A 12,960-nucleotide genomic window follows, 5' to 3' on the forward strand; every position below is an offset into this window, starting at 1 on the left:
ATCGCAATCTTGACTGGATTCGGAGGCGCTAACGGTCTGCACGTTCCCTACGGTCCAGCTCGTAACTCATTGCTCCGGCAATGATTCCGTTGTTCGTCGGAAATTTCCAGACCTCAAGACCATTGTCGGCCCGATAAGCGTGGAACGTGCAACGCAGCCGGCCCCTTATGTTCGCCGACAGTGGAAGAGCGAATCTTGTGCGTTGTTTTTTCGATCTTGGGTTAGACCGGTGTTTGGCGTTCGGGACCTTGGGCCAAACACCCTCTGAAGGTTCTACTGCTGCGCTCGCTTGAGGCGTAGACGTCTCGCAAGGCCCGGTTTCCGCAAAGTAGCTGGTTGCGCAATGCTCGCTTATAGGGAGCGGCTCGCTTTGTATGCATCGAGAAATTCTTTCGAAGAAACCAGATCCGCCAGCGCACGCAGCATGCCGGCTGACTTTGAACCTAGAACAGTCTCGGCCCGACCGTTCGCCGCCGCCCAGAGCAGCCGCCCCTCGCTAAGGCGCTTTCGACCCGTTTTGGTTAGCACGGCATGCTTGGTCCGTTTGTCGTGTTCGTCGCCGCGTAGCTGCACGAGGTCATCCCGCACGAGCGGGCGGAGTGCATAGGTGAGGGCAGAAATGGAAATAGCCATTTCTTCTGCCAGGGCTTGAAGCGTTGAGCCCTTCTGACCGCCCAATTTGTCGATCTGCTGCAGCAATGCGACCTGGGTTGCCTTGAGTTCCGTCGACGATAGAACCTCGTCGTAAAGATTGCCCAATTGGCGCGCAGCCCGCCGCAGTGCCGCGTGCGTACACGCGAGATCCTCCAATGCGTCGACCGCGGCTTGGCCCTGATCGGGACCCGAATCATCTTTTCTTGCCATGTTCATTAAATAGTTGAGCACTGTAGCATTGAAAAGAGCCCCTTGAGTGTTTATCGTTTGAGTACTCAATTGTCTGCGCCCGGCGATCGCGCAAATACTTGAGTACTCAATTAACAGGAGATTCACAATGTCAGACTCAAATTCGCATAAGATTGCCGTTGTTACCGGCGCGTCGTCGGGCATCGGTTCCGTCTACGCCGATCGGCTCGCCAAACGTGGATACGACCTAATGCTCGTGGCGCGTCGTGCCGATCGCCTTCAGGCGCTGGCTGAGAAAATTACTGTCGCTCATGGTCGCAAGGTTGATGTGCTCGCAGCCGACCTTCAGAAGGAGGAAGACCTCGTCCGCGTCGAGGCGGTGCTCTCCTCGAATCCACACATTCGGGTGCTGGTGAACAATGCGGGCATGGCTCGCCTTGGATCCGTGGCAACGGCGCCGGTCAATGACTCCCTCACGCAGATCGCGCTCAACATCACAGCTTTGACCCGGCTTACGCACGCGGTTCTTCCGGGCCTCATCGCAAGAAATCAGGGCGTGATCGTCAACATCGCGTCCGCCCTCGGCATCCAATCGCTACCGATTAGCTCGGTCTATAGCGGTACGAAGGCATACGTATTGAGCTTCAGCCGTGGTCTGCAGGCCGAACTGGCGCAAACGAAGGTGAAGGTTCAGATTGTTCTGCCCGCCGCCACCGCGACCGATATCTGGGACAGCGCCGGACTACCGCTCTCCTCGCTAGATGTGAACAAAGTCATGAGTGCGGAGAACCTCGTGGACTCCGCACTTGCCGGCTACGCCAAGGGCGAGATCATCACCTGGCCATCCGTCGGGGACGAGAAGCTTTGGGAGAAATTTGACGCTGCTCGGGCTGAACTATTCGATGCCTCGCAGACCGGAAAGCCCGCCGCTCGTTACGCGGTGGCGTAAGCACGAAGAAGTCAAACGCGTCGAACCAGATTGCAGTCTGCACCTGCGGACTGCAGCCATTCACACACCAAAAGGTGTTGGGACCACGAAAACCGAGCTGGAACTGGACATATGAGACTTGATGGAAAGATCGCCGTCATCACCGGCGGAAATTCTGGTATTGGACTGGCGACAGCCAAAACCTTTGTTGCCGAGGGCGCCCGAGTGTACATCACGGGGCGTCGCCAGACCGAACTAGATGCTGCTGTGGCAACACTCGGTCGCAATGCCGTCGCCGTAAACGGCGATGTTTCGAAACCGGCGGATCTTGATCGGCTCTATAGCTTGGTGCGCGAGGAAGTGGGGCATGTCGACATCGTATTTGCTAACGCCGGAATTGCCCGAGTGGCGGCACTTCCCAAGGTGACGGAGGATCATGTCGACGCGCTCCTCGACATCAATTTCAAGGGCGTGATCTGGACTGTGCAGAAAGCACTTCCGTTGATGGGCCGCGGCGGCTCCATCATCCTGAACGCTTCGATCGTCGCGAGCAAAGGTTGGGCAGACTGGAGCATCTACAGCGCAACAAAGGCGGCAGTTCGATCGTTCGCACGCACGTGGTCATCCGACCTCAAGGGGCGGGACATTCGCATCAACGCCGTTAGCCCCGGGATCATCGCAACGCCTGGCCATGACAACACCGGCATTCCAAGCTCGGACGTGGAACAGTTCTTCGCTCATGCGGCGACAATCACGCCGCTCGGCCGCGTTGGAAGGGATGACGAGGTTGCAAAGCTCGTTACGTTTCTTGCGTCGGACGAAAGCAGCTTCGTAACTGGAAGCGAATTTTTCGTCGACGGTGGAATAGCACAGATCTGACCGACTCCCGGACGCCGACAGCCATGACTGTCGCGCTTTCAACTCCATCCTCGCTCGGGTGGCGGACAAATGGTCTGTGCTGATCGTGGTGCTGCTCGGGCATGGACCGAAGCGGTTCAACGAGATCAAACGCATGGTCAGCGGCATCTCGCAGCGCATGCTCACCTTCACGCTTCGCGGCCTGGAGCGCGACGGTCTCGTGACTCGCACAGTGACGCCGACCACGCCGCCGCGGGTCGACTATGCCCTGCCCCCGCTCGGACATACCCTGTGGCGCGCGGTCGAGCCTCTCAGTCTCTGGGTGAACGAATACCTCGGCGAAGTCTTAAAAGCGCGCGAGGCATTCGACACGGCCCATCAATAAGCGCGGGCTCGCCCACGAACATAATTTCGTGGGCGAGCCCGTTCTAGAGTGCTCCCACATCAAGAGTTGAGGATGAGGGTCAGGCAGTCGGCAATGGTGGGTCCACCTCGACCTTAATGAGGCCTGGGCAGATCGGAAGAATCGCAATGTCCCCTCATTTTCATTGACAAGGGCACCCGGGGTCAGATTATGATTTGACCGGTCGGTTTATATTCGGCCGGTCGGTTCATAAGCTCCCTCGTAAGGTCATTCGAATGCCTGCTAGTTCCTCTATCTCCCGTCCAGGCCCCAAGCCGAAGCCTGGCACACGTCAGAACCTGATCGAGGCCGGCGTGAAGGTCCTGCACGCCGTCGGGTATGCCGCAAGCGGCGTGCAGGAGATCGTCGCGGCGGCCGACGTGCCGAAAGGGTCTTTCTACCACCACTTCGACAGCAAGGAGGCCTTTGGGGTCGAGGTGATCGATGCCCAATCCGAACGCAGCCTCGCTGGGCTTCGGTCAGTCTTGGGCGACGAATCCATACCTCCCCGAGAGCGCTTGATCGCCGACTTTCTGCAACGAAGCCACGCCCACGAACAGGCAGGCTGCATGCGGGGCTGCATGTTCGGCAATTTGAGCCTCGAGGTCGCCGATCATAGCGACGCGATGCGGGGAAGCCTCAAGGCTCACTTCCGCCAGTGGCGCGATCTGATTGAGGCATGCATCTCCGCTGCTCAGAAAGACGGAAGCATCCGCAACCCGGCGCCCGCGAGCAAACTAGCGGAGTTCACGCTGAACGCCTGGGAAGGCGCCTTGCTGCGCTCTCGTACCGAGAAGACCGGCGAGGCGTTGGCGGCGTTCCACGACATCATCTTCACCGGAGTGCTGGCATGACCCCGGTTTCGTCCACGTTGCGCTCTCGCCGCATCGTCTTGGCATCCCGTCCGAACGGGAAACCCCTTCACACGGACTTTCGCTTAGAGGAGGCACCCGTCGCCGAACCTGGCGACGGCGAGATGCTGCTCTCGGTCCGGTATCTGTCTCTCGACCCGTACATGCGCGGCAGGATGGATGACCGCAAATCGTATTCACCACCAACGCCCGTCGGCGGCGTCATGGAAGGTGAAGTGGTCGCGGAGGTCATTCGTTCGCACCATCCAGATTACCACACCGGCGAGATGGTCCTGGGGCGGCTCGGCTGGCTGACGCATGTCGTGTCCGACGGCGCAGGGCTTACCAAACTGGACGCCCGCTTCGATCCAGTCACCACGGCGCTCGGCGTGTTGGGGATGCCGGGTTTCACCGCCTATACGGGGCTCCTGAACATCGGCCGTCCGCGGCCGGGCGAGACCGTTGTCGTGGCGGCTGCTAGCGGGCCTGTCGGATCGCTCGTCGGCCAGATCGCACGGATCAAGGGAGCGCGCGCTGTCGGGATTGCCGGCGGTGCGGACAAGTGCTGCTTCGTCCAGGACGAACTTGGCTTCGACGCCGTCGTCGATCATCGGGCGGGAGACTTCGCCCAGCAACTTGCCAAAGTCTGCCCGAAAGGCATCGATGTTTATTTCGAAAATGTGGGCGGGCCGGTCTGGCAGGCCGTCCTTCCGCTCCTGAACAAAGATGCGAGGGTGCCCGTTTGCGGCCTGATCGCGCAATACAATGACGAACACGGCGCAGGCCCGGACCGGCTTGCTGCGACCATGCGCGAGGTGGTGTCGCGAAGCTTGACCCTGAGAGGGTTCATCAACACCGAATTTGCAGCGCAACGCCCGGCGTTCCTGAACGACGTGTCCAGTTGGATTGCCGACGGCCGGGTCCTCTACCGTGAGGACGTTGTGATGGGGCTGGACCGCGCGCCCGAGGCGTTCATCGGCATGCTCGAGGGCCGCAATTTCGGGAAGCTGCTGGTCGATGTGACCGGCACAACCAGATGAACCGGGCCATCCACACATAGTGGATCACCGCCGTGAGCGGGCGACGCAGCAACAGGAGTCATTCATGGGCATAAAAGTCGCAATCGTCGTCGGTGTTGGGGCAGAACTGGGCTTGGGTGCCGCCATCTGTCGGAAACTCGCCTCCGAGCACTACCACGTGGTCGTCGCCGGGCGGACCTCCGAGAAGATCGAAGCCGTGGCAGCATCTATTCGGTCCAGCGGCGGAAGTGCCGAAGCAGTCGTGACCGACGCCACGAAGGAAGCGGACGTGATCAAGCTGTTCGATCGTGCGTTCTCCGACACGAACGATCGCGAAATCCCCGAGCTGGTGGTGTTCAACGCGGGCAACAATCAGCGGATCGACTTTCGCGATGTTCCGGCCGAGCTCTTTGAAGAGTTTTGGCGCATCGGCTGCTTCGCCGGATTCCTCGTCGGCCGCGAGGCTGCACGTCGCATGGTCCCGCACGGGCGAGGCAGCGTGATCTTCACCGGCGCGTCGGGGAGCCTGCGCGGCAAGGCGGGCTATGCCCAGTTTGCCGCAGCCAAGGCTGGGCTGCGCATGGTGAGCCAGAGCATGGCGCGCGAGCTCGGCCCGCAAGGCATCCATGTAGCCCATGTCGTGGTCGACGGCGGCATTAACGGCGACCGTCTCCGCAAGTCACAACCGGCCAGGGTCGCGGAGAAAGGCGACTCCGGGTTGCTGGGTCTCGATGCCATTGCGGAAAACTATTGGCACATCCATCGCCAACCACGATCCGCGTGGACACAAGAACTCGACCTTCGACCATTCGGAGAAGTGTTCTGACAAACATCCCGCCATTGACAGCCGATCTGCGCATTTTCTCTTACCTGCCCAATCCGCGGGTTTGGAAAGCGACGATTGCCGCGCGCCTCTCTGGCGTGAATGTCGAACTGGTCGGCGCGCCGGCAGGCGAGTTGGTTCATTGGTTGTGGGACTTCGACGGCCGGCCCATGAATGACACCGACCGGGATGTCATGCGAGAACTACAGAGGCCTGCGCGACGCGGGCTTGCCAATGAAATGCTCCATAAGACCGAAGCATTCCTGGACGCCCATCCGTTCGGCACCGTTCCCGCGGGCTTCAGCCCGGACGGCGCGATTGGCGTCTTCGAGTCGAATAGCATCATGCGACTGGTTGCCCGGCTCGCAGTTGGTCCCATCCAGCTATTGGGAAATGGGCCCTACGAGAGTTCAAGATTCGACAGCTTCCTGGACGCCGGCTTGACCTTTTCCCATGACGTGCAACGCTACATGCTCGCCTTGCGATCTGGACGGATTGACACCCAAGTGCATGGCTGGGCCAGCAAGGCGCTGGATGCCTATCTGTCGAGGATTGAGCGCGCGTTGAAGCCCGATCGAAGTTACTTAGTCGGGAACGCGATGACTGTCGCCGATATCTGTTTCGCTTGTGACCTCGCGCCGCTTGCCAATGAAAAGTCGCACGAGAGCGTCCTGTCACGAGCCGGACTTGAGGCAATCGCTCGTCCGGAATTGGCGTCGATCTATCCTTTAGCGTTTCGGCACTTCGCCAGGCTTTGTCGCGACCCAGCCTTTGAGCCTGACCTCGTCACATACCGCGACAAGCTTGGCGTCGCACCGTTTAGCAACCCTAACCGAGATCCTAGCGAGTCCGCCCGGATCACTCACTTCGAGGAAATCTAATGACTTTCGTCCACATCGAGTTCGACGGAGCGATCGCGACCGTCACACTGGATCACCCGGCAGGCAACCGAATAAACTTCCAGATGAGGGAAGAAATCCTCGCTGCATTCGAGCGCGTTGCGGCTAGTCAGGCTCGTGTTCTGCTCATCAAGGGAAAAGGAACCGACTTCTGTCTCGGGGGTGACATCCGCGACTGGCCGGGAATTCCCAGTTCGGAGCTCCGTCCGAAAGTGGAGGTATTCGCCAAGGCTATCGACCTGCTCGAAAGTCTCCCGATCCCGACGATTGCGGTCGTCCAGGGAGGCTGCATGGGCGGCGGGTTCGAGTTGGCTCTGGGTTGTGACCTCATCATCGCCGGCGCCTCCGCCCGCTTCAGGTTTCCCGAGGCGATGCTAGGCATCATGACTTTGCAGGGGGGCGTTTATCAGTTGGCCGAGCGCATCGGCCCCAACAAGGCCATCGAGCTTGTCTTCCTTTCGGAGCCGGTGGGTGCCGACCGTATGGCGGAATGGAACGTCGTCAACCGTGTCGTGGACGATGCGAGACTGGACGAGGAGGCAACCGGGCTGGCCCAACGTCTGGCAGACGGATCTTCGCGGGTCCATGATGGCACAAAAGCCCTTTTGCGCACCTGGCGGCTGCAGGGACGAGCCGCTGCGCGTGGGGCGCTTTATGAGATATCCATGCCGCTCTTCGACACTCCGGACGTTCAAATCGCGCTCCGCCAGGCTGTTGAAGCAGTAAACGCGGGCCGCCCGATTCCAAGCGCCACGTTTCCGAGTGAGAAGGCTTGAGACCACAAGGCGACAGCCCCCAGCAGGTCGGCATCGGGTCGAGGGCCGCCCAGTGCTTTCGACCGCAAAGCCGCGGCTAGTCCCATCTGGTCTGTTCAGGTGTTTGCACCGCCTGCCGGCAACGCCCCCCGGTTAGATAGTGTTATCTAAGTATTGTGATCACTCGCATCATGGATTTCGAATGACCGTACCATTCATCTTTTGCGCATCAATTACAGCGATAAGCGCAGTCACAAGCCTCGGTTTCTCAATAGAGGCGGCCCAGCGTGCGACCGGTCCTGCCCGGACCATGGCGCTTTATGCCTGTGCACGAAGTGTCGCTTTGGCAATCGCGAGCGCAGTGCCGTTTCTAACAGGGTCAACCGAGTGGCTCCAAGCCATAGCATGGAGCATGATCATCGTTCAGGCGTGTGATGCCCTCGTAGGCATGACGATTAAAGATTGCATGAAGACCTTTGGTCCAGCGGGGACAGCTTTGTTGAACCTAGTGGCAGTGATCTGGTTATTCCAAGCTGCGGCGTGACTTTCGAAGACGAGATGAGGAGCACCTTCTCGATGGGAAATGGTACTCCTCGTAAAGACAGTCTCCGGGCATTCGTGTAGGAAAGCGTCGCGGCGCCGAGACGGACATCCAACACTTATGCGAGATAGCGCAAGGCGGTGGATCGTGAGCCGTTGTTGTTCGCCGCCGCGTCTCAGGCCGCAGCGCTTTGGCCGTTGAAGAGGTTGTTCCAACGCCTCGATTTGAACCGCCGCCATTCACCCGAGACCCGACCTCGTCTCGATCCTCGCCGTCATTTCATGCAAGCAAGCAGTTCGGACGCGTGCGTCATGCCGCAACCCTGCTGGACACCCGGCCGTCGAGGCTGAACGCACCAGCGCTGAAGGCGAAGACCTGCAGCAAACCGCCGGCCATCGTGATGTTCTTCAGGAAGTGGATCATATCGTTCTGGTCGGCGAAGTTGCGCTGGAATAATAACGCGCACACGACCGTGAAAATCGCCATGACCAGCGCGACGATGCGCGCTTGGAAGCCGACCACGAGCAGGATGCCCCCACCGACCTCGACCACGATCGCCAGCAGATAGGCGAGCAGCGGAGTGGGCAGACCGACCGAGGCGATATAACTCTGGACCATCGCCGGAGCAACGGAGCAACGATCTTGCCAAAGCCGCTGATGAGCCGCAGGTCGACTTTGCCCTGACCCCGCTCGGACATACCCTGTGGCGCGCGGTCGAGGCTCTCAGTCTCTGGACGAACAATTACCTCGGCGAAGTCTTGAAAGCGCGCGCGGCATTCGACGCTGCCCATCAATAAGCGCCGGCTCGCCCACGAACGTGACTAAAAGGGGTAGCCCCCGTCGGAAGCCGTCATCCTCCTGCCGTTGAGCCAAAGGCGCAGAGCCCAATCGCCGACGCCGAAGCCCCCGGCTCCCACGCCAGGCTTCCGCCTGTCTTTAGCCGTCTTTATCCAATTCTCACAGGTCATGGCTCAGGACCTTTTGCCCGCGGATAGCTATCTCATGCCCGCCGTAGCGAAGTCAGTGAACGACGCGAGCGCCCCCGGATCGATCATAGAGTCACGGCTGGCGACGCTCTCCGGCGGGCGGCCTTCGAGGATCTTCCGGACAGGAATCTCCATCTTCTTGCCTGACAACGTGTAGGGGATCGCGGTAACCTGATGGATCTCGTCCGGAACATGGCGCGGACTACAGACCCGCCGCAGCGCGCCGTTGATCTTGTCCGAGAGCGCCGCGTCGAGGGAGAAGCCTGGCTTCAGCTTCACGAACAGCGGCATGTAGTAGAGCCCCGGCTGACGCTCCAGACACACCACCAGACTGTCTGCGATCTCGGGAAGCTGTTCGACGCAACGATAGATTTCGGACGTCCCGATCCGGACGCCGTGCCTGTTGAGCGTTGAATCGGATCGCCCGTAGATCACCGACGACATGTCCTTCTTGAATTTGATGAAGTCGCCGTGGCGCCAGATGCCGGGAAAATCCGCAAAATATGATTCATGGTAGCGCTTGCCGTCAGGATCGTTCCAGAACTTGATGGGCATGCACGGGGCCGGTGCGACGATCACAAGTTCGCCGATCTGGTCGATGACGGCCTTGCCGTTTTCGTCGAAGGCTTGGGCGTCGATGCCCAGGACGGGGCACTGGATCTCGCCGGCGCGCACCGGCAGCGTCGGCGACTGGCCGACGATCCCACTGCAGATGTCCGTGCCGCCCGAGGGAGACGTCATCCAGAGGTCCTTCTTCACGGCGTCGTAAAACCACGCGAACGTCTCCGGCTGTGCCGGAGAGCCCGTGCAGAGAATGAAGTCGACGTTGGACAGGTCGAACTTCTCCCCCGGACGGACGCCCTGCACGAATGTCGGGCTGGCTCCGAAGCCCGTCGCCTTGGAGTCGGCCGTGAGCTTCCAAAGAACGTCCGGCGCCGGGTACGTCGGGCTGCCGTCGTACGTCACGATGCTGCCGCCGCCGATCAAGGCGCTAACCAAAGAATTGAACATCATCCATCCGGTCGTCGTGTAGAAGAACAGCCGCGATTTCGGTCCCAGGTTCATGTGCAGGACGGTTCCGACCAGATGCGTGACGAGCATGCCGACGTGGCTGTGAACGATCGCCTTCGGCAGCCCGGTCGTGCCGGAGGAATACAGCACCCAGAGCGGATGGTCGAACGGCACTCTCTCGAACTCGAACGGTTCGACCGGCGCTCCGGACCAGAGATCTCCGAAGAGATGGACCTGCGACGCTCCCGCGGGTGCTTCCGCCGAACGGTCGAGATAGGGAAGCCACACGACGTGATCCAAAGTCGGAAGCGCCCCCACGATGTCAGCGACGTTCGACCGGCGGTCGAAATCCTTGCCGTTGAAGCGGTAGCCGTCCGCAGCGAAGAGCAGTTTCGGCTCGACCTGCGAGAACCGGTCCACGACCGCTGGCGTGCCGAACTCGGGAGCTGCGGAAGACCACACGCACCCGATCGCGACGGTGGCCAGCATCGCCACGACGGCCTCGGGCGAGTTTGGAAGGTAGGCCACCACACGGTCGCCTGGCGCAAGACCCAGTTCGCGCAGCGAGGTCGCCAACCGCCTTACCCGCGCCGCAAGATCCCGCCAGCTCAACTCCGCAACGGGCGCCAGTTCGGACATCGATACGATAGCGGCGCGCTCGACGGGACCGAAGTCCGCGGCGCGGAGGATGTGCTCGGCGTAGTTCACGCGGGCGCCGTCGAACCATTTCGCTCCGGGCATGATACGCCGGTCAACGGCCTTGTCGAACGTCCCGTCGCTACGGACGGCAAAGTAGTCCCAGACCGCGCTCCAGAAGCCGTCCAGATCCTCAACGGACCAGCGGTGCAGTTCGGCGTAGTCGGCGACGGTCTTGCCGCGCTCCTTGCCGAGCCACTCCATGAACTTGGTCATGTAGGACCCGGCGACAAAGGCGGCCGGCGGCGACCACAACAGTTGTCCTTCTTCGATCATCGCGATCTCCTTTTCGGGCTTTCGACCGGCCGCGCACGGGATCAGACCCTCGGCGGTCGCCCGCCGGGACTGGCTAGGTAGTAATCGGGTCGTAATGGGTTAAAACAATATGATGATGACGTCTCCCGGCTCGCAACCGCCGCCGAAATCGGGTATATGGCAGACATGACCGACCCCGCGAAAACGCAGTCCGCCGCGGTCGCGACGGCTCCCGGCGACCTGGGATTTGTCCACGCCTTCCTGAACACCCGCGACAACGCGGGCCGTGAACGCTTGGACACGCCCGAGCGCCTCGCCTTCTGGCTGGCGCAGCGTTCGATCGTCCCCGCCGGCAGCGCGATCAAGAAGCGAGACTTCGACGACGTCCGCGACCTGCGCGAGGCGCTGCGAGAGATCGTGTCGGAGCCGGGGAGGATGCGGAGACCGCATCTCGCGCGGCTCAACGAACTGGCGCTGAACGGAACGATGTTCGTGCGGTTCGGAAAGAACGAGGTGCCCGAACTCGCCTCGACCGCGAAGGCCGGCATCCCCACCCTGATCGCGCGGATTCTCGCCGCCATCTTCCAGTCCTCGCTGGGGGACGAATGGTCTCGCATGAAGATGTGCCGAAATCCGGAATGTGGTATGGTCTTCTATGATCGGTCCAAGAACAGGTCGGCCGTCTGGTGCTCGACGACAGGGTGCGGAAATCGGCTGAACGCCAGGGCCTACCGCTCCCGCCTCGAGACGTCGGCATAGACCTCGGCTCGCGCCCCTCATTTTCGTTCGGGCGCGCTGACGACATCGCCAACGAGGTGCCAGCGCTCGCCTTCGAACCGCATCAGCTGCATCCGCTTCAACGGTTGGAAGTCCGTCGGTCCGGTATTCATGTCGATGCCGGGGATGAGGACATCCGATGTCGCTGCCTTGAGGTTCTGAGCCTGACGCATGACGTTCTCGCGCGTAAGATCGTCCCCGCACTGCTTCAGCACCTGCACCAATCCCTGCGAGAGCATGTAGCCGGTGGCCAGCACGCTGTCGGCGAGGTTCGCGTCCGGAAGGTACTTCGCGACGAACTCCTTGTACCGCTTCATGCCGGGATCATCGTTCCACTGCGGATCGAGGGCATCCTTCTGGTAGGTTGCCGACATGACGTTCTGCGCGTTCTGGAGCCCGGCAGGGATCATGACCGAACCGACCGACGACGCGGTGCTGTCCAGGATGATCAGGGGCTTCCAACCGATCTCGGCGACGCGGCGGATGCTCTGTGCTCCGAACTTGGGCGATACAAAGATCATGAGCACGTCGGCGCCGCTGTGGCGCAACGTAACGATCTGCGATTCGACCGTGGGATCGGAGACTTCGTAGCTCGCCTCGGCGGCGATCATTGACGACTTCTCGCCGAGACCCGACTTCAGTCCTCTGAGCAGTTCCTTGCCGAAGTCGTCGTTCTGGTACAGGACCGCGATCTTGCTGTCCGCCTTCTCCTTGAGAACGTAAGAGGCGTAGATACTGCCTTCGCTCTGGTAGTCGGTGGCGAAGCCCATTGTCCAAGGAAACTGTTTCGGATCGTTCCACTTGGACGATGCCGACGCGACGAAGATGTGCGGTACCTTCTTGATGTTGAGATACTTGTGCATCGCCGTATTGGACGGCGTGCCCTGCGGACTGAACATCAGCAGTACCTCGTCGCTTTCGACCAGCTTCCGTGCCTGTTCGACGGCCTTCGGCGGACTGTAAGCATCGTCGTAGCTGATGAAGTTGATATTGCGGCCGTTGATGCCGCCCTCCTCGTTGATCTTCCGAAAATAAGCGGCCTCCGCCTTGCCCATGGTGCTGTAGGCGGACGCGGGGCCGCTGTACGGCATGGTGTTGCCGATTTTGATCTCGGTATCGCTCGCGCCCGTAGAGTACCTCTTCTCGGCGGCGCCGGCCTGGAACGCGGCGAGAATGACGACCATCGCGGTCGCCATCGATAAATGTTTCCTCGTCATTCTTCCCCCTGCTTGTCATTTTAGCGCCCTTAGACGCTGGCCGGTCTTCTTAGGCGATGATATATCATGAGTAAAATGATTTTACTCATGATGACGCA

The 12,960-nt window shown here is 60.6% G+C and carries 13 protein-coding genes; 9 read left to right on the forward strand and 4 right to left on the reverse strand.

Translation table 11 applies throughout. The features are described 5' to 3' along the window. Positions 1-351: 351 nt before the first annotated feature. A complete protein-coding gene (locus ACP2YO_RS42245) occupies positions 352-933 on the reverse strand; it encodes a MarR family winged helix-turn-helix transcriptional regulator (RefSeq protein WP_426437093.1) in 582 nt (193 codons plus the stop codon). Positions 934-991: 58 nt separating this feature from the next. On the opposite strand from ACP2YO_RS42245, the gene ACP2YO_RS42250 reads away from it, so the two are divergent. From ACP2YO_RS42250 to ACP2YO_RS42285, 8 genes are all read left to right on the forward strand, one after another. Next, entirely contained in the window at positions 992-1,792 is an 801-nt protein-coding gene (locus tag ACP2YO_RS42250) for an SDR family NAD(P)-dependent oxidoreductase (protein WP_426437094.1), read from the forward strand. 111 nt (positions 1,793-1,903) lie between these two features. Further along, on the forward strand, positions 1,904-2,650 hold the full coding sequence (locus ACP2YO_RS42255; RefSeq protein ID WP_426437095.1) for an SDR family oxidoreductase: 747 nt from the start codon (positions 1,904-1,906) through the stop codon (positions 2,648-2,650). A 46-nt stretch (positions 2,651-2,696) separates the two neighbouring features. Continuing rightward, entirely contained in the window at positions 2,697-3,014 is a 318-nt protein-coding gene (locus ACP2YO_RS42260) for a winged helix-turn-helix transcriptional regulator (protein WP_426443453.1), read from the forward strand. A 332-nt stretch (positions 3,015-3,346) separates the two neighbouring features. Further along, entirely contained in the window at positions 3,347-3,886 is a 540-nt protein-coding gene (locus tag ACP2YO_RS42265) for a TetR family transcriptional regulator C-terminal domain-containing protein (protein WP_426437096.1), read from the forward strand. Beyond that, a complete protein-coding gene (locus ACP2YO_RS42270) occupies positions 3,883-4,923 on the forward strand; it encodes an NADP-dependent oxidoreductase (RefSeq protein WP_426437097.1) in 1,041 nt (346 codons plus the stop codon). Before ACP2YO_RS42265 ends, ACP2YO_RS42270 begins: the two co-directional genes overlap by 4 nt. 64 nt (positions 4,924-4,987) lie before the next feature. Further along, positions 4,988-5,728: an SDR family NAD(P)-dependent oxidoreductase gene (locus tag ACP2YO_RS42275; protein WP_426437098.1), complete on the forward strand. Its 741-nt coding sequence runs from the start codon at positions 4,988-4,990 to the stop codon at positions 5,726-5,728. A gap of 14 nt (positions 5,729-5,742) precedes the next feature. Continuing rightward, positions 5,743-6,606, forward strand: a complete 864-nt coding sequence (locus ACP2YO_RS42280; RefSeq protein WP_426437099.1) for a glutathione S-transferase family protein — start codon at positions 5,743-5,745, stop codon at positions 6,604-6,606. After that, the gene (locus ACP2YO_RS42285; protein WP_426437100.1) at positions 6,606-7,400 is read left to right on the forward strand and encodes an enoyl-CoA hydratase/isomerase family protein; all 795 of its coding nucleotides are present in this window, start codon (positions 6,606-6,608) and stop codon (positions 7,398-7,400) included. Before ACP2YO_RS42280 ends, ACP2YO_RS42285 begins: the two co-directional genes overlap by 1 nt. 829 nt (positions 7,401-8,229) lie before the next feature. Here the strand turns inward: ACP2YO_RS42285 and ACP2YO_RS42290 are convergent. Next, positions 8,230-8,538, reverse strand: coding sequence for a DoxX family protein (locus tag ACP2YO_RS42290; protein ID WP_426437101.1), 309 nt, complete (start codon positions 8,536-8,538; stop codon positions 8,230-8,232). Between the two features lie 377 nt (positions 8,539-8,915). Further along, positions 8,916-10,889 (reverse strand): acetoacetate--CoA ligase, encoded by a 1,974-nt coding sequence (locus ACP2YO_RS42295; RefSeq protein ID WP_426437102.1) that lies wholly within the window; start codon positions 10,887-10,889, stop codon positions 8,916-8,918. Between the two features lie 156 nt (positions 10,890-11,045). Between ACP2YO_RS42295 and ACP2YO_RS42300 the strand changes: the two genes are divergently transcribed. Continuing rightward, positions 11,046-11,627, forward strand: coding sequence for a CGNR zinc finger domain-containing protein (locus ACP2YO_RS42300; RefSeq protein ID WP_426437103.1), 582 nt, complete (start codon positions 11,046-11,048; stop codon positions 11,625-11,627). A 17-nt stretch (positions 11,628-11,644) separates the two neighbouring features. On the opposite strand, the gene ACP2YO_RS42305 is transcribed toward ACP2YO_RS42300, so the two are convergent. Continuing rightward, positions 11,645-12,841, reverse strand: coding sequence for an ABC transporter substrate-binding protein (locus tag ACP2YO_RS42305; protein WP_426437104.1), 1,197 nt, complete (start codon positions 12,839-12,841; stop codon positions 11,645-11,647). Between the last annotated feature and the right edge of the window lie 119 nt (positions 12,842-12,960).

The sequence above is a fragment of the Bradyrhizobium genosp. P genome (genome assembly GCF_049949265.1).
Lineage (GTDB): Bacteria > Pseudomonadota > Alphaproteobacteria > Rhizobiales > Xanthobacteraceae > Bradyrhizobium.